The sequence below is a fragment of the Nocardia sp. alder85J genome, from assembly GCF_020176955.2.
GTDB lineage: Bacteria > Actinomycetota > Actinomycetes > Mycobacteriales > Mycobacteriaceae > Nocardia.
On the sequence record NZ_JAIUCZ020000002.1, the window covers coordinates 654,794 to 678,361 of the forward strand.

Consider the following 23,568-nt stretch of genomic DNA (forward strand, 5'->3'; position numbering starts at 1 on the left):
TCACTTCCCTTCCGTGCCTGCGTTGTTCGCCGCGATCGCCATCGCGAAGCTGCGACCGATGTGGTCGGCCTGCCCCGAGGGCACCGGCGGCAGTAGCCACGAGTCGTCGGTATTGCGGATTTCGTCGATGCGCGCGGCGACCTCGTCGACCGTCCAGGACGGCTGATACACGCCCGGGGTCTCCGCGATGTAGGCGCGGGCCACCCGGCCCGCGATGGCGATCAGCATTTCGCCGGTGAGAGTGCAGGATTCGTGCGCCAGATACGCCACCGTGGGGGCGACGAGTTCCGCCCGCATGTCCGGGTAGGCCGAGGTGTCGATGCCCTCGGCCATCCGGGTCAGCGCCGAGGGCAGGATGACGTTGGAGGTGACCCCCACCGCCGCGCCCTCCAGCGCGATGATGTTCGACAGCCCGATCGCGCCGGCCTTGGACGCCGCGTAGTTGGCGCACGCCTGCGCGCCGTAGATGCCGCCGATGGAGGAGGTCAGCACCACCCGGCCGTAGCCGGCTTTCGCCATGTGTGGGAACGCGGCCCGCGATACGTGGAAGGCGCCGCGCAGGTGCACGTCCAGCACCGCGTCGAAATCCTCGTAGCTGAGCTCGGTCAGCGACCCGTAGCGCACGTTGCCGGCGTTGTGGATCAGGATGTCGATGCGGCCGTACGCATCCAGCGCGGCATCGATGATCGCCTGTCCGCCGGCGGCGGTCGCCACCGAATCGGTGGCGGCGATCGCGCTGCCGCCGGCGGCCTCGATGGCCTCGACGACCTCGGTGGCGACATTCTTCTCGACGACGTCGCCGCGCATGGTGCCGCCGGCGTCGTTGACGACCACCTTGGCGCCACGCGAGGCCAGCAGTTCGGCGTACGAGCGCCCCAACCCCCGTCCGGCGCCGGTGATCACGGCGACGCGGTCGTCGAATCTGAGTTCAGGCAACGAAAATTCCTCTCACGGTGTGTATCGCGGACCGCATGCGGTCACTTGGTCTGCGCGAGGCCCTCGAGCGTGCCGGTGTCCCGCCACGCCTGTAGCAGTTCCTCCAGCACGTAGAACCCGCCCCAGAACGGATCACCCAGGAAGCCACGGCCGTTCGGCGCGCCTTCGGCGTTGTAGTAACCGGGCGTGCAGGTCTCGACGAATTCGGAGTTGTCGATCGCGTTGGCGCGGATGGTGGCCACCCAGCCGTCCTCGGCCTCCTGGGTGGGCTCGAGCACCTTGATGCCCTGACGCTGCGCCGCGCCGATGATGTAGGCGATGTGATCGGCCTGCTGCTCGAAGATCAGCGTGGTGGCCGCGGTCACGCCGCCCTGCACGTAGCCGGTGGCGAAATGGTTCGGGAAGCCGTGCGACATGATGCCGTGCAGGGTGCGAGCACCCTGGCCCCAGTGCTCGTACAGCGATTTCCCGCCCCGCCCGGCGAACGGCTTGATGTCGAACTGCCGCTCCAGCGCGGTGGTGATCTCGAAACCGCTGGCGAAGATGATGCAGTCGACCTCGTATTCGACGCCGCCGGCGACCACGCCCTTCTCGGTGATCCGCTCGACGCCCTTCTCCTCCGACACGTCCACGAGGGTGACGTTGGGCCGGTTGTAGGTCGGCAGATATTCGTCGCTGAAGCACGGCCGCTTGCACAGATGCCGGTAGTACGGCTTCAGTGCCTCGGCGGTCGCCGAATCCTCGACGATGGCGTCGACCCGGTTGCGGACCCGCTGCATCGCGCGGTAGTCCTCGATCTCCTTGAGCTCCATGAACTTCAGCGGATCGGCCAGTGCGGCCCAGCCGTTCGTTTCGTCGAGCTTGCGGGCCATGTTGCGGCTGACCTCGGTCCACGCGTCGCAGATGAGGTCCGGCTCGCCGGGGGAGTAGAACGCGAAGGCGGCATTGTGGAAATTGCGCTGCCGGGCGGCCCGCCAGCCGGGCTGCAATCCGGCGGCCCATTCCGGATCGGTGGCCACGTCGCCGCGCTCGAAGATGTACGACGGGGTCCGCTGGAATACGGTGAGGTGCTGCGCGTCCCGGCCCAGGTGCGGAATCACCTGCACGCCGCTGGCGCCGGTGCCGATCACCGCGACCCGCTTGTCGGCGAGCTTGTCCAGCCCGCCGTGCAGGGTGCCGCCGGTGTATTCGTAGTCCCACCGCGCGGTGTGGAACATATGGCCCTGGAAATCGGTGATTCCCGGGATGCCCGGCAGTTTCGGCCGGTTGTACGGGCCCTGGCACATGACGATGAAACGCGCGCGGATGTCGTCACCGCGATTGGTGGTGATGCGCCACCGCGCAATCGTGTCGTCCCATTCCAGCCCGCGGATCAGGGTGTGGAAGATCGCCTTCTCGTACAGCCCGAACTGCTTGCCGATGCGCTGCGCGTGCTCGTAGCACTCGTCGCCGTGGGTGTACTTCTCCGACGGGATGTAGCCGGTCTCCTCGAGCAGCGGGAGATAGCAGTAGGCGTCCGAGTCGATCTGGATACCGGGGTAGCGGTTCCAGTACCAGACACCACCGAAATCACCGCCGAGTTCGATGATCCGGAAATCGGAGACGTCCTGCTTCAACAACCGGTGCGCGGCGATCAGGCCCGCGAAACCGCCACCGAGGATGACGACCTCGATGTCCTCGTCGATGGCCTCGCGCGGCTGCACCGGCTGATGCGGATCGCCCTCGTAGTACTCGGCGAACTGGCCGTCGGCCTCGCGGTACTGTTCGCCGCCCTCGGGGCGCAGCCGCTTGTCGCGCTCGGCGAGGTACTTCGCCCGCAGCGCGGGGATGTCGACCTCGGGGGTCTGCGTGGCTTCGCAGTTCTGCATTCGAAATCCTCTGTTGCTCAATAAAGTTCGCGGTCAGGCGAGGTCGCTCGGCTCGCCGGTGCCCAGGTAGGAGGCGAGGTTGTGGTGCAGATTCACCACGGTCCGCTCGCGATAGGGATTGGGCTTCGGGCCGGAGAATCCGCGCGATTTCATGCCCTGCTGCACCGCGGCCATGTTGTCGAAATCCTGCGGCAGCACCGTGCGCCAGCCCGGGTCGCCGACCGGGGTGTAGATCCATTCCGTCTCCGGCTCCTCGCCGGGCGGGAACAGTTCGAACACGGCGGCCTCGAAGATGCACATGTCCGGGTCGTAGCCGTAGGGCCGGAACCGGTAGCAGAGCATGTTGTTGACCGCGTGGCCGATCTGGAAATTGGGGAAGATCTGCCAGGAGGTGCCGCTCTTGGCGACCGTTTCCGGATCGACGGTCGGCCAGACGACGCCGCGCTCGGCATCCTCCTTGCGGCAGGTGTCGAGCCAGTAGCGCAGTACCTCACCCGGCGGCGTGCCCTCGGGCAGTTCGTCGGCGAGCCGATTGGCCACCTCCACCATCGTCTCGGTGGTGTTGGTGTTGGCGTTCTCCCAGGTGAAATTCTGCAATTGCGCGGTCGACAGCCGGGCGTCGGCCCCGCTGCCGATGCGCAGCTTGCCCTGGTTCTCCTCCATGCCCTTCGGCGCGTCGTAGCCGATGTTGCTGTGCAGGCCCTGGGCGCGACCCCAGCCGAGGAAATTGCCGAAATTCATGAATTCCGGATGGGTGTAGGGGACGTGATACGTCTCCATGAACGCCTCGAAGGCGACCTTCCAGTTGCATTCGAAGGTGAGCCACCGCCGCCAGCGGTAGCGCATGTTCTCCAACTGGAACGGATCGAGCAGTGAGGCGGCCGGCTCCAGATATTCCCGCAGCGGTACGCAGTCGGGATCCATGTTCAGCCAGACCCAGCCGCCCCAGGTGTCCACCTGGACGCTGTTCAGACCGTCGTTGCGATCGGTCAGCCCGCAGGTCCAGTCCTCGCGCTCCGGCACGAAGGTGTTCTGGCCCTCCAGGTTGTAGCGCCAGCCGTGGAAATTGCAGACGAACTGCTTGCGCTGGCCCCGGGCATCGTGCGCGCCGGGCGGGGTGTCGACCAGCCGGCGTCCGCGGTGTGCGCAGACGTTGTAATAGGCCCGGATGGTGTCGGCGTCGGTCCGCACCAGAATGAAGGATTCGTTCTGGATCTCGTAGGTGAGGAAATCCCCGACCCGGGGCAGTTCCTCCACCCGGCAGACCTGCTGCCACACCTTGGCCCACAGCTTGTCCCGCTCGGCGCGGGCGTACTCCTCGGAGATGTACGCTTCCACGCCGATCGTCATCGGGCTCGACAGCGGCTCTGCCGCGGAAACGTTTTCGATGGTTTCGGTCATGGCTTCTCCCGGTGGCTTGTTCAGCGGGTGATCTGGGTCAGGGCGAGTACGCTGCCCTCGGCGTCGGCGGACAGGTACACGGTGCCGTCCGGGCCGGCGGTGAGGCCGGTGAACGGACCCTGCGGGCCGGAGAACGGCTGCACGCCGAGCAGCGGCTTCGCGGTCACTCCCGGCGGCGCGCCGACGGGCAGGTTGGCCGCCAGCGTCTGCCGGGTCTTGGTGCCGAGATCCACGCTGATCAGGGCTTTCAGTCCGGCGTCGGCGATGAGCAACTGCCCGTCGCGGACCAGCAGACCGTGCGGGGTCTGCAAACCGTCGACCAGGGTGTCGACCGTGGAACCGGAGATGCTCACGACCCGTCCGGCCCCGGACTCGGCGACCAGCACGGTGTCGTCGGGGCCGAAGGCCACGCCGACCGGGCTGTTCAGGCCGGAGGCCAGCGTCTCGACCTGTCCGCCGCGCAGCAGCAGCACCCGGCCCGCGGCACCGAACTCGGTGACCGCGATCCGGCCGTCCGAGCCGGTCACGATGCCGTACGGCTGGTCGATGCCCTCGGCGAGGACCTCGGTCTCCTCCTTCGCCGGGCGGTACACGGCGACCGTGCCCGCGGCGGTGGTGACGAGGAATTCGTCTGCGCCGATGGCGGTTACGCCACGGATCGGGCCGGGGTAGTTGGCGCTGAACAACATTCCCAACGTCTCCAGCGAACCGGAACGCAGAGCGTAGAAGTGGGTGCCGTCGGCGACGTACAGGACGCCGTCGGGGCCGACGGTGAGGTCCAGCGGCCAGCTCAGGCCACCGGGCAGGGTGGTGCGGGTTTCCCCGTCGGCCTGGATCTCGGTGATCTCACCGGTGAAGTTCGAGACGAACAGCCGGTCCCCGATGAACGTGCAATTGTCCAGGCCCGGAGTGAGATTCGCGAGCACGCGACGGTCGCCGGTGCGCGGATCGATCCGCAGCACCTGACCGGTGTGCGCCTGGGTGGAGACGATGTTGCCCTGCGGATCGAACTTCACCGAGTCCGGCACCCCGAGGTCGCCGACCACCCGTTCCGGTTCGCCCCCTTCGGGATTGATGCGCCAGATGTCGTTGGTGCCCATCACCGGGTAGTAGAGCCAGCCGTCCGGGCCGACCTCCATGGCGTTGGGCAGCGGCAGGTTGTCCACCAGGACGCGGGGCGCGCCGCCGTCGAGTGGCAGCTCCATCAGGCGGCCGCCGACCCGGCATTCGTTGACGAACAGCCGGCCCTGGAACACGGTGATGCCGTTGGCGCCGGGCAGGTCGTCACGCAGCAGCCGGGTGCTGCCGTCCGCGCCGCGCACGCTGACGCGGCCGTCGTAGTACTCGGTGGCGTAGAGGTTGCCGGCGGGATCGAAGGCCAGGTCGTCCGGGGCGATGATGTCGCCGCCCTTGGCGCTGATGGTCTCGATGTCTCCGGTGTCGGTGTCGAGCGCACTGATCGTGCTGCCGCTGACCTGGGCCACGTAGATACGGCCGTCCGGACCTGTTCTCAGGCCGTTCGCGCCGAAGAGGCGGCTGGGCGGGGTGAGCCGCTCCACGCTCCAGCCCTCGGCGAGGTCGATCGAAGTTGTGCTGGCGTAACGCGCCCCTGGTGCCAAAGCGGGGCCTCCCATGCTGAAGAAAGAACGTCGGTGTCCGCGAAGTGACGACATGAGTCGCGGGGGTTTTTTCGTGACCCAGGCCACTATCGATGGGTCAGGCTACTTCAATCCTCACAAGGATAGCAATACTTGAAAAGCTGGCGACTCGGTGTCTAGACTGCCCCGCGAACGGCAACACCCCGCCACCGGACGGCGACGGGGTGTCGAAGATGTTGCGGCAGCGCTAGATTCGGGGCCGCAGTCCGGTCGACACGGCCTGTCGCGCCATCGCGGCGGAGGCATTGACAACACCGTCGTCGAAGCGCTCCAGCACGATCGCCTGCGTGGCCGCCAGATGGGCCCGCGCCAGCCGCGCCGCCTCCTGGGCATTCCCGTTCGCGATGGCCCGGGTGATCCGCCGATGCGCGTGCACGGCCTCGTCCGCCTCGGTGGCCGAGGGGTACTCGCCGCGGCGGGTCAGCACCTCGGCCCACGCCTCCTCCTGTGCCGACCACAGCCGGGCCAGGCTCGACACCACGTACCGGACCGTCGCATTCGGCATGAACGAGATGAGCAGATCGTGATAGTCGCGCGCGGAGTGCGTGAATTGCGTTCCGTCGCCGACGAGTTCGACCGAGCAGTCGATGGCGGCCTCCAGGGCCGGCACCACCACCTCCAGCCGGTCCGCGCGCCGCGCGCATTCGGCCGCGCACATCGGCTCCAGCTCCTGGAGCCCGCCGGCCAGATCGCCGAGGGTGACGCGTGCGCCCTGGAGTGCCAGGCCCAGGTGGTACGCGGCCGAGGATTCGTCGGGCCGGTGCACCTCGGCGCCGCCGACGTTCCCGCGCCGGACGGTCACCAGCCCCTCGGTCTCCAGGATGCGCAACGCCTCCCGGATCGAGGGATAGCTGACGCCGAACTCCTTGACCAGTTGGTCCTGGGTGGGCAGGCGGTAATCGTCGTTGCCGGCGAGAATGCGCGCGCGCAACTCGGCCGCGACCGTTTCCGCGATGCGGCGCTGCGGAATGCGGCCGCGACGGGCCGTGGTCACGCAGGCCGCCTGTCAGTCATGCGTGAGAGTCTAACCATCCCCGAACGAGGGTTACAAATATTGCCATCCTTACAATGATTGACGTAATGTGCGGCCCATGGACTTCACGATGGGTGAGGCCGCCACCGTGCTCCGCGGTGAGCTGCGCCGTCTGGTGAAGGAGCGGATCTCCCCCGATTTTCTCGGTGCATTCACCGACGATCCGGCAGATCTGGAAGTGGCCCAAGGCTTTTCGCGTCTCCTTGCCGACCGGGGATTGCTCTGCGCGGCCTGGCCGCCGGAATTCGGCGGCCGGGGCACCTCGGTCTGGGAGCAGACCGTGGTGCGCGAGGAGATGTGGGCGCATCACGAGCCGCGCGGCGCCCAGTACATGGGTGTGAACTGGGTCGGCCCGACGATCATGCGGCACGGCACCGAGGAGCAGCAGCGCAAGCATCTGCCGCCGATCGCGCGCGGCGAGGTGATCTGGTGCCAGGGCTTCAGCGAGCCCGACGCCGGCTCCGACCTGGCGTCGCTGCGTACCACCGCCCGCCCCGACGGCGACGGCTGGCTGATCTCCGGGCAGAAGATCTGGACCTCGTACGCGACCATGGCGCAGTGGTGCTTCCTGCTCGCGCGCACCTCGCGCGAGGACCGGAAACAGCAGGGGCTCACCATCTTCCTGCTCCCCATGTCCGATCCCGGCATCGAGGTGCGGCCGATCCGCGCCATGCTCGGCCCGCACCACCTCAACGAGGTGTTCTTCGACGGGGTCCGGGCCACCGAGGCCGATGTGCTGGGCACCGTCGGCGAGGGCTGGCGGGTGGTGCAGGAGGTGCTGGCCTTCGAACGGGTCGGCATCGCCCGGTACGCCCGTTGCGACCGGCTGCTGCACGCCGCCCCCGAGGTGCTCGGCGACCGCTGGGAGACCCTGCCGGAGGAACTGCGCGGCCGGTGGGCGCATCTGCTCACGCATTGCCGCCGGGCCCGGCTGCTGGCCTACCAGGTGCTGTCGTTGCAGAGCAGTGGCCGGGTCACCCCCGCCGACGCGGCGGTCTACCGGATCGCGGTGACCAAACTCGATCAGGACAGCGCGGCCGCGCTCGCCGAGATCGCGAGCTACGCGACCGCGGACGACGACGCCGACCGGCGCTTCCGGCGCGCGGTGGAGGACCACTGGAAGTACGCGCACGCCGCCACCGTCGCCTCCGGCAGCATCGAGATGCAGCGCATCCTGCTGGCCCGGTCGTTGCTGGCGTCGGCATGAGATACCGCTTCCCGCACCGGCACTCGTCGCGCACCGGACCGAATCCCGGTACGTCGCCGGCCACCGGCGGTGCACTCCGGCGGGCCGCTTCCCCCGGCGATCGGAAGGTTGCGCGGCGCGCCGCGGACCGTCTCCGGGCCGGCGGGGCGCCGACGTCACACGCGCGGGCATCCGACCACCCGAATGACCCGAGGGCGGAGACCCTGTGAACATCGAATTGTCCACCGAAGCCACGGAATTCGGTCAGGAGGCCCGCCGCGCGCTGGCGGCCGCCGGTGGCGACGACCTGGTGCAGCAGGCCGAGCGGGAGCCCAAGGCTCGCGCCGAACTCGTCGACACCGTGCTGAGCCGGTTGGGCGCCTGGGATCTGGCGCCGCGCGAGGATGCCACCGAGCTGGAAGCCGCGGCGGCGCTGTGCCGTTCGGCCGGATACTGGGCCCTGCCGTATCCGGTGGCCGAGCGACTGGCCCGGCCCGCCGGGGCGGACGGGCTGATCGTGATCTCCGGGCGGGAACCCGCCGGTGCGGTCGCCGGGCTCGACTTGCGCTGGGCCACGGTGACATTGGCGGGCGAGCCCGGATCCGGGGTGGCCCTGCCCAGCGCGGCGTCGCCCCGGGATTCGGCGTTCCTCACCGCGCTGGACATCCATCCGGCCGCCTGGACCGCGTCGGATCCGGTGGCGGATGTGGCCCTGGCCCTGACCCTGCCGTGCTGGACCCTGCTCGGAATGCTGGACCGCGCCATCGATCTCGCCCGCGCGCACGTGACGGTGCGCGAGCAGTTCGGCCGGCCGCTGGCCCAGTTCCAGGGTGTGCAGTTCCAATTGACCGATGGCGAAGTGGAACACCGCGGCGTGGAGATGCTCGCCCGGTACGCGCTGTGGAGCCTCCAGACCGGCAGCGCCGACGCGATCGACGACGCGCTGGCGTTGCGGCTGGCCGCGATCGAGGCCGCCGACACCGTCTTCCGGGTCACCCACCAGGTGCACGGGGCGCTCGGCTTCTGCGACGAGTCCCCGCTGTCGTGGCTGTCCCGCTACAGTCGCCCGCTGCGCCGACTGCCCACCGGCCTGTCGGAGACCCGCGACGCACTGTCCCGCCGCCTCGGCCGCCGCGGCCTGACCGGGCTGTTCAGCGCGGCGGCGCCGGGAAGTTTCGCATGATCGCTCGGCCGCGCGGCGCCGCGGACGGTGCCCGAGGCGCCGGATGTGCCGCAACGGAGGGACTTCGGAGTCCCCGCGGTGTTCGGCGACCGGGCTGCCCTCGGGCCGGGTATCGGTCCGCCCGCGCCGCGACCGTCGTGCGTGGCGGTACGTCGGCGCGAGTGGACGAGAGTGCATGGGTCATGATGACGTCGAAGCCGAGCGGCCGCCCGAACCGGCGTCGAGCGGACGGCCGGCCGAAACATGATCCACCAGTACCAGTCGCCCGGCCCACGCCGGGAGCTGTCCCCGCGACGGAGGTTGCCGCGTGAAATATGACCTGCCGGACGAATTGATCGTCGAGTCCGACGGCCCGGTGCGGACGCTGATCCTGAACCGCCCGGAGGAGTTGAACGCTGTCAACGAGCGGCTGCACTGGGGTCTGGCGAATGTGTGGCGGCAGCTGTCCATGGACCCCGAGGCGCGGGTGGTGGTGGTGACCGGCGCCGGCCGCGCGTTCTCGGCCGGCGGTGATCTGGATTGGATCACCTCGTTCCTGGAGGATCCGATCGCGCGGGACGAGAGCGTGCGGGAGGGCGCGCAGATCGTCGAGGAGATGCTGCGGTTCCCGCTGCCGGTGATCGCGGCGGTGAACGGCGCCGCGGTCGGATTGGGTTGCAGCGTCGCGGTTCTCAGTGACGTGGTGCTGATCTCGGAGCGCGGCTCGCTGACGGATCCGCATGTGGCGGTGGGGCTGGTCGCCGGTGACGGCGGAGCGGCGTTGTGGCCGTTGCTGACCCCGATCATGCGGTCGCGGGAGTTCCTGTTCACCGGCGATCGCATCGATGCCCGGACGGCGGTGGAATTCGGGTTGGCGTCGCGGGTGGTGGCGGCGGACAGCCTGCTGGAGGAGGCCCGGACCCTGGCGCATCGGCTGGCGGGGCAGCCGGTGGAGGCGCTGCGGGCCACGAAACGGGTGGTGAACATGTATCTGTCGCAGGCGCTGGCGGGTCCGTTGCAGGCGGGATTCGCGGCGGAGGTGGTGTCGATGCAGACGCCGGAGCACCGGGAACGGTTGCTGGCGTTGCGGCGGAAGACCAGCAGCAAATGAGCGGGGTGGTGCTCGAGGATTTCCGTGTGGGGGTGCGGGATTGGTGTCGTGTGCATGTTCCGGTGGGGTGGCGGGTGGGGCAGACGGGTGTGTCGGATGCGGAGTTCGTGGGGTTTCAGCGGGAGTGGTTTCAGACGTTGCGGTCGGGTGGGTTCGCGGTGCCGCATTGGCCGAGGGAGTTCGGTGGGGGGCTGACTGTTGCGGAGCAGGTGGTGTTGTATCAGGAGTTGGCGGCGGCGGATGCGCCGCGTCTGGTGCTGGCGTTCGTGGCGGTGCATCATGCGGCGTCGACGTTGCTGGCGGCGGGGAGCCAGGCGCAGCGGGTGCGGCATCTTCCGGCGATTCTGGAGGGTGAGGTGTGGTGTCAGGGGTTTTCGGAGCCGGGGGCGGGGTCGGATCTGGCGTCGTTGCGGACGGTGGCGCGGCGTGAGGGCGATGATTTCGTGGTGTCGGGGCAGAAGGTGTGGGCCAGTGGTGCGCAGTATGCGGATTGGTGCCTGTTGCTGGCGCGTACCGATCCGGTTGCGCCGAAGCGGAAGGGGATTTCGTATTTGTTGATGGATATGCGGTCGCGGGGGATTGATGTGCGGCCGATCCGGCAGGCGACGGGGGAGTCGCATTTTTGTGAGTTGTTTCTGGATGAGGTGCGGATTCCGGTGTCGCAGTTGGTGGGTGCGGAGAACGCGGGCTGGCAGGTGGCGCAGTCCACGTTGGGGGCCGAGCGTGGTTTGACGATGCTGGAGTTGGCGGAGCGGTTGGGTAATGCGGGGTTGCGGTGGCTGGTGGAGGAGTGTGCGCGGCCGGGTCCGGATGGGAGTCGTCCGGTCGATGATGCGGTGATCGCGGATCGGCTGGCGCAGTTCGAGACGGAGATCGAGGGTTTGCGGGTGTTGTGCCGGGATGTGGTGCAGCGGTATGAGGCGGGGAGGGTGGGTGCGGCGGATGCGTCGGTGGTGAAGTTGTTCTACAGCGAGTTGTTGCAGCGGTTGACCGGTTTCGGTGCGGAGGTGGGTGGTTTGTCGGCGCAGTCGGTGTTGCGGAAGCCTTCTTCGGGTGGGTGGGAGTCGGGGGCGTGGGTGCTGGATTTCGTGGGGTCGTGGGAGTGGACGATTCCGGGGGGTAGTAGTGAGATCCAGCGGACGATCATCGGGGAACGCGGGCTGGGGCTCCCCCGGGAACCCCAGTGAAGTCACGAGTTTCGGGGTGGAGGGGAGCGCGGGTGGCCTGGGCAGGCCCGGTAGCCGGGCATCCGGTGACCGGCGGTGGGCCGGTCGGCGGAACTCATCCCGTCGGGGATGGACCACACAGTGAGGACCGGGTTCGGCGGCAGCCGGCCGGTCGGTGGAGGCAGAGTTCATGAGCAGCGAAACAGTCACGGCGACCGACGATCTGGACGAGATCCGGGAGGAGTTGCGTGTGGTCGCTCGCGCGGTGCTGGCGAAAGCCGGTGCCGCTGGGCCGGATCGGCGGGCGCTGTCCGCGCACGGCTGGTCCGGGCTGGAGGTTGCGGAGGATCTCGGTGGTGCGGGTGTGACCTTCGCCGAGACCGCGGTGGTGCTGGAGGAGTTGGGCCGGGCCGCGGCCGCGAGTGGATACCTCGGCACCGTGCTGGGTGTCGCCGCGTTGACGGCCTCGACCGGCCCGCGCCGGGACGAACTGCTGGCGGCGGTGGCCGCGGGTGAGTCCTCGGTGGCTGTAGCGCTGTGCGGTGCGGACGCCGAGTACACCACCAGGTTCCGGCTGCGCCCCAGCGGTGCGGGCTGGATCCTGTCCGGTCGTGCGGAATTCGTGCCCGACGCGGCCACCGCGGATCGGCTGCTGGTGATCGCGGCGGACCCGTCGGACACCCCGGTGGTCGTGTGCGTCGCACCTGCCACCGGGCTCGCGGCGGTCCCGGCCCCGGTGGTCGCGCCCTCGACCGGGGTCGCGGTGACCGCGGCCTCAGCGGTCGAGCCCACGGCCGGGCTGGTCGTGACCGCGACCCCGGTCGTCGACGAGTCACGCACGCTGGGCACGGTTGTCGCCGGCGATCTCACCGTCACCGGCGACGACCTGCTGCGGTTCTCCGGTGACCCGCTCGCCGCCGCCCGGGGTCTGCACGACCGTGCCGCGCTGGCGGTCGCGTGTGACAGTCTCGGTGTCGCGGAGGCGATGCTCACCGCGACGGTGGAGTACGCGAAGGTGCGGGAGCAGTTCGATCGGCCGATCGGTTCGTTCCAGGCGGTCAAGCACGCATGTGCGGACATGTTCGTGCAGGCCACCGTCGCCCGCAAGCTGGTCGGTGTGGCGCTCGACGGTGACGGGACCGCGGTGGCGATGGCGAAGTCCTATACCGGTACGGCGGCGGTCGAGGTGGCCGGTGCGGCCATGCAGTTGCACGGCGGTATCGGTTACACGTGGGAGAGCGGTATCCACCGCTACCTCAAGCGCGCGACGTTGAACCGCGTCCTGTTCGGCACCCCCACCGCCCACCGCCGCAGACTGGCGCGACGTTACCGCTGATCCGCGCTGGCGTCCGCGCCGGGCGCTGGCTTAGTATGTGAGTATTCGCTTAACTAAGACGAGTAAGTTGGGAGATCCCGATGTCGTTCAGCTGGTTCATTTCGGTCGACGACCACTTGATCGAGCCGGCCAGGCTGTGGCAGGAAAGGCTGCCACAGCGGTGGCGGGACACCGGTCCTCGCATCGTGCGTGAGGGCACGTCCGAGTTCTGGGTCTACGAGGACCGGCAGATCGTCACCACCGGGCTGAACGCCGTCGCGGGCAAGTCGCGCGAGGAGTTCTCTCCCGAGCCGATCACCTATGAGGACATGCGTCCCGGTTGCTACGAGCCGGCCGACCGCGTCGCCGACATGAACCAGGGCCACGTGCTGTCGTCGATGCTGTTCCCGTCCTTCCCCCGCTACTGCGGCCAGGTCTTCCACGAGGCCAAGGACAAGGAACTGGGCCTGCTGTGCGTGCAGGCGTGGAACGACTTCATTCTGGAGGAGTTCGCGCAGGCCTACCCGGGCCGGTTCATCCCGATGATGATCATCCCGCTGTGGGATCCGGTGGCCGCCGCCGCCGAGGTCGAGCGCACCGCGGCCCTGGGCGGCAAGTCGATCGCCTTCTCGGAGAACCCGACCAAGCTGGGCCTGCCCTCGATCCACAACGACCACTGGGATCCGCTGTTCCAGGCCTGCAACGACACCGGCTACGTGGTGTCGATGCACGTGGGTTCGTCCTCGAACCTGATCCGTACCTCCCCGGACATGCCGACGCTGGCCTTCATGGCGTACTCCGCGGCCGCGAATCAGGCCGGGACGCTGCTGGATTGGTTGTTCAGCGGCAACTTCGTGAAGTTCCCGGAGCTGAAGATCGCGCTGTCCGAGGGCTCGATCGGCTGGATCCCCTACTTCCTGGAGCGGGCTGAGCAGGTCGTCGACAAGCAGCGGTTCTGGGCCTCGCGGTTCGACATCGACATGAACGCCAGCCACGAGCGCGGTGAGGAGAAGGGTTCGGCCAGTTTCGATCTCGACACCGACATCCGCCGGCTGTTCAAGGATCACGTGTTCGGCACCTTCATCGAGGATCAGGCCGGCATCCGGCTGCTGGACATCATCGGCGAGGACAACGTGATGCTCGAATGCGATTACCCGCATTCGGATTCCACGTGGCCGGACACCATCCAGCTGGCCACCAAGTGGCTCGATCACCTGCCCGACGACGTGCAGCACAAGATCGCGATCGGCAATGCCTCGCGCGTCTACAACTTCACCCCCGCCGACGCGTCGACCATCACCGCGTGAGCGCCGCGCGCCGGGGTCGCGGCCCCGGCGCGCGGACGGGCGCCGGGGCTCAGGCGGTGAACAGCACCGCGCCGGCGGTGATCGGCCCGACGGCGGTGTCGCGCGCCGAGCCCGGCGCGGTGTCCATGACCACCACCGGCACCGCGGCGCTGTGGCCCTCGCGGCGAATCGCGTTGGGGGAGAAGGTGATCAGCGGATCACCGGCGGCCACTCGCGCGCCCTCGGCGGCGTGCACGGTGAACAGTTCCGGCTTGCCCACGGTATCGATGCCCACATGCACCAGCACCCCGGCCCCGGAGTCGGCGACGATCACCGCCGCGTGCGGGTGCAGTTTCACCAGGGTGCCCGCGATCGGCGCGGCGACGGTGGTCGGATCGTCGGTGTCGGCGGGTTCGATCGCGACTCCGGCGCCGACCATCTCCGCGGCGAACACCGGATCGGGGACCTCGGCCAGCGGCAGCGCGCGCCCGGCCAGCGGCGCCAGGACCTCGGTGCTCACAGCAGATCGTTGATGTCTTCGGCGAGGGCGTCGGCGGTCGGGCCGACCACCACCTGCACCGCGTTACCGGCCACCACCACGCCGTGCGCCCCGGCGGATTTCAGGGCGGGCTGATTCACCTGTTGCGGGTCCTTGACCTCCACCCGCAGCCGGGTGATACACCCCTCGACCTCCACGATGTTGCCGGTGCCGCCGAGCCCGGCGACGATCTGGTCGACCTTGGACATGGCTCCTCCATGCGTGTCGGGGGGACGGGACTGGTCAGCGCCACAGGTATGCAGTTAATATCCAGCTACCATACCTGCTCGGCGACCCCCGGCACCCGCGAGGACCTCCATGGCCACTGCCGACCCCGGCGTCCGCAAGAAGCTCGACCTGTCCGGCTTGCAGAAACTGGGCCGCAGCCTGATGCTGCCGATCGCCACGCTGCCGGCGGCCGGTCTGCTGCTGCGGCTCGGGCAGGCGGACATGCTCGGCCGCTGGACCGCGACCAAGGGCGTCGCCGACGTGCTGGCCGGGGCGGGCGGTGCGCTGATCGACCATCTGCCGCTGCTGTTCGCTCTCGGCATCGCGATCGGCTGGGCCAAGAAGGCCGACGGCTCCACCGCGCTGGCCGCGGTGGTCGGCTACCTGGCGTTCGAGGGCGTGCTGAAGGCGATGTCGCCGGTGGTACTGGCCGGGAAGTCCGATACCAAGGGCGGTCAGGCGCTGGTGAACTTCGGCGTGCTCGGTGGCATCGTCATGGGCCTGACCGCGGCCATCCTCTGGCAGCGCTATCACCGTGTGCAATTGCCGGACTATCTCGGCTTCTTCTCCGGCCGCCGGCTGGTGCCGATCCTGACCGCCTGTGCGGCGGTGATATTGGGCGTGCTGCTGTCGTATGTCTACCCGGCCTTCAACTGGGCACTGACCTGGCTGGGAAATACGGTGTCGCACAACACCGTTGCCGGTGGCGGTCTGTTCGGGCTGGCCAACCGGCTGCTGTTGCCGCTGGGCCTGCACCACATCCTCAACTCGGTGGTCTGGTTCGTCCTCGGCGACTATCACGGCGCCCACGGCGATATCGCGCGCTTCCTGGCCGGTGATCCGGAGGCGGGCACCTTCATGACCGGCTTCTTCCCGATCATGATGTTCGGCCTGCCCGCCGCGGCGCTGGCGATCTGGCGCAACGCGCATCCGAAACACCGCAAGGCCGTCGGCGGCATCATGCTCTCGGCCGGGCTGACCTCCTTCGTCACCGGTATCACCGAGCCGCTGGAGTTCTCGTTCATCTTCGTGGCGTGGCCGCTGCTGGTGCTGCACGCCCTGTTCACCGCGTCCTCGCTGGCGCTGACCAACGCGCTGGGCATCCACGACGGCTTCACCTTCTCCGCGGGCGCCATCGACTATCTGCTGAATTTCGGGAAGGCCCGGCGGGCATGGCTGCTGATCCCGATCGGGCTGGGCTACGGGGCGCTCTATTACACCGTCTTCGGCTTCATCATCCGGCGCTGGAATCTCCAGACCCCCGGCCGGGAACCGGACGAGGACCAGATCGAGAAGGAGAACATCGCGCAATGATCACCCGCACCGCCGTGGTGGCGGCCGAGACCGGCCTGCACGCCCGTCCCGCCGCGCTGTTCGCCAAGGCCGCCGCCGAATCCCCGGTGCCGGTGACCATTTCGGTCGGCGAGAAGGCGCCCGTGGCCGCCGGCAGCCTGTTGCAGCTGATGACCCTCGGCGTCGGATGCGGTGACACCGTCACCCTGCACGCTCCCGACGGCGCCGACGAGGTGCTGGACCGGCTGGTCACCGTACTGGAGACCGACCTTGACCACTGAACTGCACGGCGTGGCCGCCGCCCCCGGCCTCGTGGTCGCCCCGGTGAAATGGCTGGCCGCCGCGCCGGTGACCAGCGCCGGCGACCCGCGCGGCGACGACCTGGACGCCGAGATCGCCCGGGCCGACGCCGCACTGGAGACGGTCTCCGGCCGCTACGCCACGATGGCCGAACGGGCCGAGGGCGCCGCCGCCGACATCCTCACCATGACCGCGGCCCTGGCCGCCGATCCGGCGCTCCGCGAGGAGGTGCACGCCGGCATCCGCGCCGGCGAACCGACCGCGCACGCGGTGACCGGGGCCGTCGCGCACTTCGCCGGGCAGCTGGCGGCCCTGGGCGGCCTGATGGCCGAGCGGGTGACCGATCTGCACGACGTCGGGCAGCGGGTGGTGGCCGAGATCCTCGGCGTCGACCCGCCCGGAATCCCGGACGGCACGGTGCCTTTCGTGCTGGCCGCCGCCGACCTGGCACCCGCCGACACCGCCACCCTCAATCCGCAGCGGGTGGTCGGGCTGCTGACCGTCGCCGGTGGACCCACCTCGCACACCGCGATCCTGGCCAAGGCCCTGGGCATTCCGGCGGTGGTGGCCTGCCCGCGCGCGGTCGAGGTGGCCGAGGACACCGAGGTACTGCTCGACGGCACCACCGGCCTGGTCGAGGTGGCCCCCGATCCGGCCCGGCGCGCAACGGTTTCCGCGCTGCGCGACCGGCGGGCCCGCGCGGCCACCGGTCCCGGCCGCACCGCCGACGGGTATTCGATACCGCTGCTGGCGAATGTCGGCAACGCCACCGACGCCCGGCTGGCCGTCGAATTCGGGGCCGAGGGCGTCGGCCTGCTGCGCACCGAATTCCTGTTCCTGGACCGGCAATCCGCGCCGACGATCGCCGAGCAGACCGCGCACTACCGGGAGATCCTGGAGGTCCTCGGCGAGCGCCCGGTCACCGTGCGCACCCTCGACGCCGGCTCCGACAAACCGCTGCCGTTCCTGCATCTGCCCGCGGAACCCAATCCGGCGCTGGGCATCCGGGGCATCCGGCTGCGCGAGGTCGACGAGGGCACCCTCTACGAACAACTGGCCGCCATCGCCTCCGCCCGCGCCGCCACCGGCACCCCGGTGAAGGTGATGGCGCCGATGGTGGCCACCGTGGAGGAGGCGCGCCGCTTCGCCGCCGCCGCCCGCGGCGCGGGACTGTCCGAGTGCGGCATCATGATCGAGGTCCCCGCCGCCGCCGCCCGCGCCGAATACCTCGGCGCCGAAGTGGATTTCTTCTCCGTCGGCACCAACGACCTGTCGCAGTACCTGTTCGGCGCCGACCGCATGTCCTCGGCGCTGGCGGCCCTGCACGACCCGTGGCAGCCGGCCCTGGCCGCCACCATCGCCGCCGTGGTGGCGGGCGCCCGCGCCGACGCCGTCCCGGTCGGCGTCTGCGGCGAGGCCGCCTCCCATCCCGAATTCGCCTGCGTCCTGGCCGGTCTCGGCGTCACCACGCTGTCGATGGCGCCGCGCTCGCTGCCGGCGGTCCGGGCGGCTCTGGCCGCGGTCACCCTCGACGCCTGCCGCGCCGCCGCCGTCGCCGTCCTCACCGAGCCCACCGCCGCCGACGCCGCCCGCGCGGCCCGCGCGGAGCTGGGGCCGGTGCAGTGAGCACGGCCGAGACGGTTGGTCCACCGGTCCGGCGGGGTGCGTCGTTCGTGCCGTCACGGCAGTGCCGGTGTCCGGGGTGAGGCCGGGTGGCCGCGGTTCCGGTCGGCGGCTGCCGGATGCCGCAGGGGCGCGGCGATCGCGGCGGGGCAGGCGGATTCGCCGGCGCTGGTATCTGCGGTGTGCGCAGGTGTCCGGGTGGTGGCGGTTGCGCCGCAACGGGTTTCGGGATGCGTCCGGTGGGGGTGGGAGGTGAGGACGGTGTTGCGGGGGCGGGTGGTCGGGGAGGAGGCGGTGATCGCCGACGGGGTGGTGGCGTTCGACGGGCCGGTGCTCGAATTCGTCGGGCCGGCGGCGGAATTCGAGGGGGAGGCGCCTGCCGCGGTGGAGCGGCCGGGGCTGGTGTTGCCGGGGCTGGTGGATGTGCACTGTCACGGGGGTGGGGGGTACGGGTTTCCGGATGCGGATGCCGCGGGGGTGCTGGCGGCGGCCGCGTTTCATCGGGGGCGGGGGACCACGACGCTGGTGGGGTCGCTGGTGTCGGCGACCGAGGCCGAACTCGCCGAGCGGATCGGGGTGCTGGCGGGGGCCGTGGACGGCGGGATGCTGGCGGGGATCCATCTGGAGGGGCCGTTCATCAGTGTGCAGCGGCCGGGGGCCCACGCGCTGGATCGGATCGTGCCCGGGGATCCGGCGATGCTGCGGCGATTGCTGGAGCGGGCGGGCGGACGGGTGGCGGCGGTGACGATCGCGCCGGAGACCGACAATTTCGACGAGCTCGCGACCCTGATCGCCGAGGCGGGTACGGTGTTGTCGCTGGGGCACACCGTCGCCGACTACGCGCGGTCCTCACATGCGCTGTGGCGGGGCGGGCGGATCTCGGTGACCCACCTGTGCAACGGGATGCCGCCGCTGGAACATCGGCATCCGAACTTCCTGACCGCGGCGCTGTCGGCGGCCGCGCACGGGGTGGCGGTGGCCGAGGTGATCGGCGACGGTGTGCATCTGGCCTACGGGACGGTGCGGATGTTGTTCGACACCCTCGGCGCCCGGCACATCGCGCTGGTCACCGACGCCATGGCCGCGGCGGGGCAGCCGGACGGGCGGTATCGGCTCGGTAGCCTCGATGTGGTGGTGACCGACGGGGTTTCGCGGTTGTACGACCCGGACGGCCCGGGCGCCATCGCCGGTGGCACCGCGACCGCCTCGGAGGTGTTGCGGCGCACCGTGTGCTGTGCGGCGGTGGAACTGGGCGCGGCGGTGACGGCGGCGGCGGGCACCGGCGCGCGGCTGCTGGGCCGCGCCGGGCGGATCGGCGCGCTGCGCGCGGGCGCCGTCGCCGATGTGCTGGTGACCGACACCGGGCTGCGGCCGGTGCGGGTGTACAAGGAAGGGGCACTGTGGAACTCGTGATCGCCGCCGACGCCGGGGCCGCGGGCAGGCTCGCGGGAGGCATCATGGCCGACCACCTCCGCCGCGGGGCGCAGGCGATCGGCCTGGCCACCGGCTCGTCGCCGCTGGGCGCCTATCGCGAACTGGTCCGGCAGCACCGGGACGAGGGCCTGAGTTTCGCACGCGTGCAGGCGTTTCTGCTGGACGAGTACATCGGGCTGCCGGCCGGTCATCCGCAGTCGTATGCGCGGTTCATCCGCGACGAGTTCACCTCGCACGTCGACATCGCCGATACCGCGGTGCACAGCCCGGACGGCAACGCCGCCGACATCCCCACCGCCGCCGCCGAATACGAGCAGATGATCGTCACCCGCGGCCCGATCGCGGTGCAGATCCTCGGCATCGGCGGCAACGGGCACCTCGGCTTCAACGAGCCGGGCTCCTCGCTGCGGTCCCGTACCCGGGTGAAGACGCTGACGCCGAAGACCCGGGCCGACAATGCCCGCTTCTTCGACGGTGATCTGGGCCGGGTGCCGACCCACGTCCTCACCCAGGGCCTGGGCACCATCGGCGACGCCGGACATCTGCTGCTGATCGCCACCGGCCCGGCCAAGGCGGAGGCGGTGGCGGCCGCGGTGGAGGGGCCGGTCTCGGCGTTCTGCCCGGCCTCGATCCTGCAACTGCATCCGCACGTCACGGTGATCGTGGACCCGGCGGCGGCCGCCTATCTGAAGGCGATCGACTACTACCGCTTCGCGATCGCCAACAAGCCTGCCTGGCAAGGTTTCTGAACCGGGATCAGCACGGCTCGCCGGTAGCCGCCGGTCGAAAGTGGGACAAAAAAGTAAAGTTACTTGTTTAAATACTTGTCCATGCGTTACGGTTTCGTGTGTACGGGCAGCCGGTCCCCCGGGGCCGGGCCCGATCCGCCGTCCGGCATCTCGAAACGGAGCGCGTCATGTTCACCGCCCTGTCCCTTCTCTGGTTTCTCCTGGTCCTCGGCGTCGCCGCGGTGGCGCTCGCGACCGCGAACGCCCTGTACGCGGCGGTGTTCGGCGCGGGTGCGGGCCGCCGCGCCGCGCTGTGGACCGCCGGCGGCTTCGGCCTGGTCTGGGTGGTGTGGGCCGCCGTGACCACGGCGCTGGCGGCCGCGCACGTCTACCGGTTCCAGGCCGATGCGGTGAAACCTTGGCTCGCGGTGGGATTCGCGGTGCCGCTGGTGGCGCTGCTGGCGCTGTCGCGGGTGCCGGTGGTGGCCCGCGCGCTGGCGCATCCCGCGGCCCGGGTGCAGCTGATCCGCCCGCATCAGGTCCGGATCATGGGCGTCGCCTTCCTGCTCGCGCTGGCCATGGGCGATCTGCCGCCGGCGTTCGCCTGGCCCGCCGCGCTCGGCGATATCACGATCGGCTTGTCCGCGACGCGGGTGATCCGCCGGTTGCGGGCCGGTGACGGTGATCGGAGTGCGTTGTGGCTCAACATCTTCGGCATCGCCGACTTCGTCTACGCGTTCGCGGTCGCCATCCTGGCGGCGCCGGGGCCCACCCGGGCGCTGCATCTGACGCCGTCCACGGAACATGTCTCGCTGCTGCCGCTGGTGCTCGTGCCGACCGCCGCGGTGCCGGTGCTGTTCACGCTGCACGTGCTGTCGTTGGCGAATTCGCGTGCCGCGCAGCCGGTTACGGCGGTTCCGGTCGCCGCCTGAGGTCGTTCCGGTGCAGCCTCGCCCGGCGGCACGGTGACAGTCGACTGTCCCGCGCGGCCGGGCGGCACGTGGTACTACCGGATGGCTGGGTGGCCAGCGCAGGGTGGCGCCGGCAGTGTGGGTGAGGTTCCGGCCCGGGAGCCTCGGCTATCCGGCGGACAGCACGAAGATGTCGCGGAACCGGTCCACCATCGCGGGGTCCCCGCTGAACGCTATGCGCGGCAGCAGTTCCCGCCGCAGGTCGGCATCACCGGAACGGAAGCGGACCAGGTCCGCCGGGTCGGCGGTGATCCGCAGGACCGGTTCACCGCGGCGCGGGCCCAGAGTCGCGTCCCGGACCGAGAACTCGAAATCACGGCCGCCGATGGTCACCCGGTAGGTGGCGTCGACGCCCCCGGCACGCGACGGATCGAAGGCGAGCAGCACCCCGGCGAGGAATCCGTTGAGCGGCGTGGCCTCCTCGCCGTCGTCCGGCGGGGCCACCATGGGCAGCCCGAACCAGGCCAGCGACTGCAACACGGGAAAGACCCGCCGCCAGCCGGTCTCGCTCATCGAGTAGACCGTGCGGGCCACCGGCGGCGGCAGTTCGGTGCGCTCGATCAGGCCGGACTGCTCGAGCTCCCGCAGCCGGTCGGCGAGCAGGTTGCTGGCGATGCCCGGCAACTCGGCGCGCAGGTCGCTGTAACGCCGTGCGCCGCCGAGCAATTCGCGGAAGATCAGCAGCGTCCACCGCTCGCCGAGGGTGTCGAGACCTTTCGCGACCGGGCAGTTCTGATCGTAGCTGCGCCGCTTCTGCACGAAAACAACTCTACCAACCGGACAAGTTTCTTGTTCACGAGAGCAGCCGGCGCAGCACCTTGTTACCGAAGCCGTGCTTGACCACCATCTCCAGGCTGCGAATCGTCTTCTCCGAGTACGGATACCAGATGCTCTCCTGCTTCGGCTGCCACCGGTCGATCAGGATCGGCAGCGCGTGGGTGAAGCCGCGCAGCGCGTCCAGGCCGTTGACGTGACCGAGACCGCTGTTCTTGCGCCCGCCGAACGGCGCCTCGGGCACGCCGTAGATGACGGCCGCGTCGTTGTGCACCACCGAGCCGGTGGTGAGCCGGGCGGCGATGCGCCGGGCCTTGACCGCGTCCTTGGTGAACACCGAACCGCTGAGACCGTACTGCGAGTCGTTGGCCATCCGGATCGCCTCCTCCTCGTCGCGCACCCGCATGATCGCCGCGATCGGGCCGAAGGTCTCCTCGGTCATCAACTCCATCTCGTGGGTCGCGTCGACGACCACGGTGGGCTGGAAGAACAGGCCGTTGCCGGCCGCGGGCGCGCCGCCGACCACGATGTCGGCGCCCTTGGCCTTGGCGTCGTCGACGTGCCGGGACACGATATCCAGCTGCCGGTCGTAGAACAGCGGGCCCATATCGGTGTCGCCGGGACCGTAGGTGACCTCGGCGGCCCGCTTCGACACCAGCCGGATGAACTCGTCGGCGACGCTGTCCACCACGTAGATCCGCTCGACGCTCATGCACACCTGCCCGGTGTTGAACATCGACAGGTACACCGCGCCCGCGGCGGCGCGCTCCAGATCGGCGTCGGCGCAGACGATCATCGCGTCCTTGCCGCCGAGTTCCAGCGTGCAGGGCAGCAGCCGTTCGGCGCAGGCCGCGGCGATCTTGCGGCCGGTGGCCACGCTGCCGGTGAAGCACACCTTGTCGACCTCGGCGGCGACCAGGGCCGCGCCGGTCTCGCCGTCACCGTGCACCACCTGCACGACGTCGGGGGGCACGCCTGCCTCGTGCAGGATCTTCACCACCCACTCGCCCGAGCGCGGGGTGACCTCCGAGGGCTTGAGCACGGCGGTGTTGCCGGCCAGCAGCGCTTGTACAACAGGGTTGAGCGACAGCACGAACGGCCCGTTCCACGGGGTGATCACGCCGACCACGCCCAGCGGCTGATAGTGGATGTACAGCTTCTTCATCGGCTTCAGGTAGCCGTGCAGTGGCTGCCGATGCGGCTTCAGGTCGCGCGGGGCGCGGTGGGTCCAGAAGGCGAGGAAATCGCACGACGGCACGATCTCCACCGCCATCGCCTCGGTCTGCGGCTTGCCGGTCTCCGCGCGGACGGTCGCGATGATCTCGTCGCGCCGGGCCACCAGCACATCGATCGCCGACCGCAGGATGGCGGCCCGCTCGGCCACCGGCCGTGCCGCCCAAGTGGGTTGGGCCGCCCGCGCCCGCGCCACCGCTGCCGCCACATCCTCGGCGGTGCTCACCTCCACCTCGTCGATACGGTGGCGGTCCACCGGACTGTCCAGGACGAGCCGCCGCCGGTCACCGGCGGCCGCGGGGGCGGATTGAACGATGGCCATGA

At 69.9% G+C, this 23,568-nt stretch carries 21 protein-coding genes; 12 read left to right on the forward strand and 9 right to left on the reverse strand.

All coding sequences use genetic code 11. The annotated features are described in order from the left end of the window. The 5 genes from LBW94_RS09180 to LBW94_RS09200 all read right to left on the reverse strand — a co-directional run bounded on the left by LBW94_RS09180 (window position 1) and on the right by LBW94_RS09200 (window position 6,857). On the reverse strand, window positions 1-936 hold the full coding sequence (locus LBW94_RS09180) for an SDR family NAD(P)-dependent oxidoreductase (RefSeq protein ID WP_225062265.1): 936 nt from the start codon (window positions 934-936) through the stop codon (window positions 1-3). A gap of 41 nt (window positions 937-977) precedes the next feature. After that, window positions 978-2,804 (reverse strand): flavin-containing monooxygenase, encoded by a 1,827-nt coding sequence (locus tag LBW94_RS09185; protein ID WP_225062264.1) that lies wholly within the window; start codon window positions 2,802-2,804, stop codon window positions 978-980. 33 nt (window positions 2,805-2,837) lie between these two features. Then, complete coding sequence (locus LBW94_RS09190) at window positions 2,838-4,205, reverse strand: aromatic ring-hydroxylating oxygenase subunit alpha (RefSeq protein ID WP_225062263.1); 1,368 nt, start codon at window positions 4,203-4,205, stop codon at window positions 2,838-2,840. A 20-nt stretch (window positions 4,206-4,225) separates the two neighbouring features. Continuing rightward, entirely contained in the window at window positions 4,226-5,839 is a 1,614-nt protein-coding gene (locus LBW94_RS09195; protein WP_225062262.1) for an SMP-30/gluconolactonase/LRE family protein, read from the reverse strand. Window positions 5,840-6,050: 211 nt separating this feature from the next. Beyond that, window positions 6,051-6,857, reverse strand: coding sequence for a FadR/GntR family transcriptional regulator (locus LBW94_RS09200; protein WP_225062261.1), 807 nt, complete (start codon window positions 6,855-6,857; stop codon window positions 6,051-6,053). A gap of 97 nt (window positions 6,858-6,954) precedes the next feature. Here LBW94_RS09200 and LBW94_RS09205 point away from each other — a divergent pair, with 97 nt between their 5' ends. The 6 genes from LBW94_RS09205 to LBW94_RS09230 all read left to right on the forward strand — a co-directional run bounded on the left by LBW94_RS09205 (window position 6,955) and on the right by LBW94_RS09230 (window position 14,143). Beyond that, window positions 6,955-8,103, forward strand: coding sequence for an acyl-CoA dehydrogenase family protein (locus LBW94_RS09205; RefSeq protein ID WP_225062260.1), 1,149 nt, complete (start codon window positions 6,955-6,957; stop codon window positions 8,101-8,103). A gap of 205 nt (window positions 8,104-8,308) precedes the next feature. After that, window positions 8,309-9,265: an acyl-CoA dehydrogenase family protein gene (locus LBW94_RS09210; protein WP_225062259.1), complete on the forward strand. Its 957-nt coding sequence runs from the start codon at window positions 8,309-8,311 to the stop codon at window positions 9,263-9,265. Between the two features lie 307 nt (window positions 9,266-9,572). Beyond that, a complete protein-coding gene (locus LBW94_RS09215) occupies window positions 9,573-10,355 on the forward strand; it encodes an enoyl-CoA hydratase/isomerase family protein (protein ID WP_225062258.1) in 783 nt (260 codons plus the stop codon). Further along, window positions 10,352-11,542 (forward strand): acyl-CoA dehydrogenase family protein, encoded by a 1,191-nt coding sequence (locus LBW94_RS09220; RefSeq protein ID WP_266270393.1) that lies wholly within the window; start codon window positions 10,352-10,354, stop codon window positions 11,540-11,542. The genes LBW94_RS09215 and LBW94_RS09220 overlap by 4 nt, the downstream gene beginning before the upstream one ends. Window positions 11,543-11,711: 169 nt before the next feature. Continuing rightward, on the forward strand, window positions 11,712-12,857 hold the full coding sequence (locus LBW94_RS09225) for an acyl-CoA dehydrogenase family protein (RefSeq protein ID WP_266270395.1): 1,146 nt from the start codon (window positions 11,712-11,714) through the stop codon (window positions 12,855-12,857). An 80-nt stretch (window positions 12,858-12,937) separates the two neighbouring features. After that, window positions 12,938-14,143 (forward strand): amidohydrolase family protein, encoded by a 1,206-nt coding sequence (locus LBW94_RS09230; RefSeq protein WP_225059590.1) that lies wholly within the window; start codon window positions 12,938-12,940, stop codon window positions 14,141-14,143. 49 nt (window positions 14,144-14,192) lie between these two features. Here the strand turns inward: LBW94_RS09230 and LBW94_RS09235 are convergent, their stop codons facing one another. Further along, the gene (locus tag LBW94_RS09235) at window positions 14,193-14,642 is read right to left on the reverse strand and encodes a PTS sugar transporter subunit IIA (protein WP_225059591.1); all 450 of its coding nucleotides are present in this window, start codon (window positions 14,640-14,642) and stop codon (window positions 14,193-14,195) included. Further along, window positions 14,639-14,869, reverse strand: coding sequence for a glucose PTS transporter subunit EIIB (locus LBW94_RS09240; protein ID WP_225059592.1), 231 nt, complete (start codon window positions 14,867-14,869; stop codon window positions 14,639-14,641). The genes LBW94_RS09235 and LBW94_RS09240 overlap by 4 nt, the downstream gene beginning before the upstream one ends. Window positions 14,870-14,978: 109 nt before the next feature. Here LBW94_RS09240 and LBW94_RS09245 point away from each other — a divergent pair, with 109 nt between their 5' ends. From LBW94_RS09245 to LBW94_RS09270, 6 genes are all read left to right on the forward strand, one after another. Next, the gene (locus LBW94_RS09245; protein ID WP_225059593.1) at window positions 14,979-16,202 is read left to right on the forward strand and encodes a PTS transporter subunit EIIC; all 1,224 of its coding nucleotides are present in this window, start codon (window positions 14,979-14,981) and stop codon (window positions 16,200-16,202) included. Next, the gene (locus LBW94_RS09250; RefSeq protein WP_225059594.1) at window positions 16,199-16,462 is read left to right on the forward strand and encodes an HPr family phosphocarrier protein; all 264 of its coding nucleotides are present in this window, start codon (window positions 16,199-16,201) and stop codon (window positions 16,460-16,462) included. Before LBW94_RS09245 ends, LBW94_RS09250 begins: the two co-directional genes overlap by 4 nt. Then, window positions 16,452-18,107: a phosphoenolpyruvate--protein phosphotransferase gene (gene ptsP, locus LBW94_RS09255; RefSeq protein ID WP_225059595.1), complete on the forward strand. Its 1,656-nt coding sequence runs from the start codon at window positions 16,452-16,454 to the stop codon at window positions 18,105-18,107. Before LBW94_RS09250 ends, ptsP begins: the two co-directional genes overlap by 11 nt. A gap of 249 nt (window positions 18,108-18,356) precedes the next feature. After that, window positions 18,357-19,517, forward strand: a complete 1,161-nt coding sequence (locus tag LBW94_RS09260; protein WP_416276858.1) for an N-acetylglucosamine-6-phosphate deacetylase — start codon at window positions 18,357-18,359, stop codon at window positions 19,515-19,517. Next, window positions 19,505-20,287: a glucosamine-6-phosphate deaminase gene (nagB, locus tag LBW94_RS09265; protein WP_225059597.1), complete on the forward strand. Its 783-nt coding sequence runs from the start codon at window positions 19,505-19,507 to the stop codon at window positions 20,285-20,287. Before LBW94_RS09260 ends, nagB begins: the two co-directional genes overlap by 13 nt. Window positions 20,288-20,454: 167 nt before the next feature. Continuing rightward, entirely contained in the window at window positions 20,455-21,198 is a 744-nt protein-coding gene (locus LBW94_RS09270; RefSeq protein ID WP_225059598.1) for a hypothetical protein, read from the forward strand. Between the two features lie 147 nt (window positions 21,199-21,345). On the opposite strand, the gene LBW94_RS09275 is transcribed toward LBW94_RS09270, so the two are convergent. After that, the gene (locus LBW94_RS09275; RefSeq protein WP_225059599.1) at window positions 21,346-21,996 is read right to left on the reverse strand and encodes a winged helix-turn-helix transcriptional regulator; all 651 of its coding nucleotides are present in this window, start codon (window positions 21,994-21,996) and stop codon (window positions 21,346-21,348) included. A 34-nt stretch (window positions 21,997-22,030) separates the two neighbouring features. Next, window positions 22,031-23,566 (reverse strand): aldehyde dehydrogenase family protein, encoded by a 1,536-nt coding sequence (locus tag LBW94_RS09280; protein WP_225059600.1) that lies wholly within the window; start codon window positions 23,564-23,566, stop codon window positions 22,031-22,033. Window positions 23,567-23,568: the final 2 nt, after the last annotated feature.

What these genes read in the sequence shown, in the direction of transcription:
- LBW94_RS09185 (WP_225062264.1), bottom strand. Translation starts at nt 2,804, where the DNA reads ATGCAGAACTGCGAAGCCACGCAGACCCCCGAGGTCGACATCCCCGCG.
- LBW94_RS09190 (WP_225062263.1), bottom strand. Translation starts at nt 4,205, where the DNA reads ATGACCGAAACCATCGAAAACGTTTCCGCGGCAGAGCCGCTGTCGAGC.
- LBW94_RS09195 (WP_225062262.1), bottom strand. Translation starts at nt 5,839, where the DNA reads ATGGGAGGCCCCGCTTTGGCACCAGGGGCGCGTTACGCCAGCACAACT.
- LBW94_RS09205 (WP_225062260.1), top strand. Translation starts at nt 6,955, where the DNA reads ATGGACTTCACGATGGGTGAGGCCGCCACCGTGCTCCGCGGTGAGCTG.
- LBW94_RS09220 (WP_266270393.1), top strand. Translation starts at nt 10,352, where the DNA reads ATGAGCGGGGTGGTGCTCGAGGATTTCCGTGTGGGGGTGCGGGATTGG.
- LBW94_RS09225 (WP_266270395.1), top strand. Translation starts at nt 11,712, where the DNA reads ATGAGCAGCGAAACAGTCACGGCGACCGACGATCTGGACGAGATCCGG.
- LBW94_RS09230 (WP_225059590.1), top strand. Translation starts at nt 12,938, where the DNA reads ATGTCGTTCAGCTGGTTCATTTCGGTCGACGACCACTTGATCGAGCCG.
- LBW94_RS09240 (WP_225059592.1), bottom strand. Translation starts at nt 14,869, where the DNA reads ATGTCCAAGGTCGACCAGATCGTCGCCGGGCTCGGCGGCACCGGCAAC.
- LBW94_RS09245 (WP_225059593.1), top strand. Translation starts at nt 14,979, where the DNA reads ATGGCCACTGCCGACCCCGGCGTCCGCAAGAAGCTCGACCTGTCCGGC.
- LBW94_RS09250 (WP_225059594.1), top strand. Translation starts at nt 16,199, where the DNA reads ATGATCACCCGCACCGCCGTGGTGGCGGCCGAGACCGGCCTGCACGCC.
- LBW94_RS09270 (WP_225059598.1), top strand. Translation starts at nt 20,455, where the DNA reads ATGTTCACCGCCCTGTCCCTTCTCTGGTTTCTCCTGGTCCTCGGCGTC.
- LBW94_RS09280 (WP_225059600.1), bottom strand. Translation starts at nt 23,566, where the DNA reads ATGGCCATCGTTCAATCCGCCCCCGCGGCCGCCGGTGACCGGCGGCGG.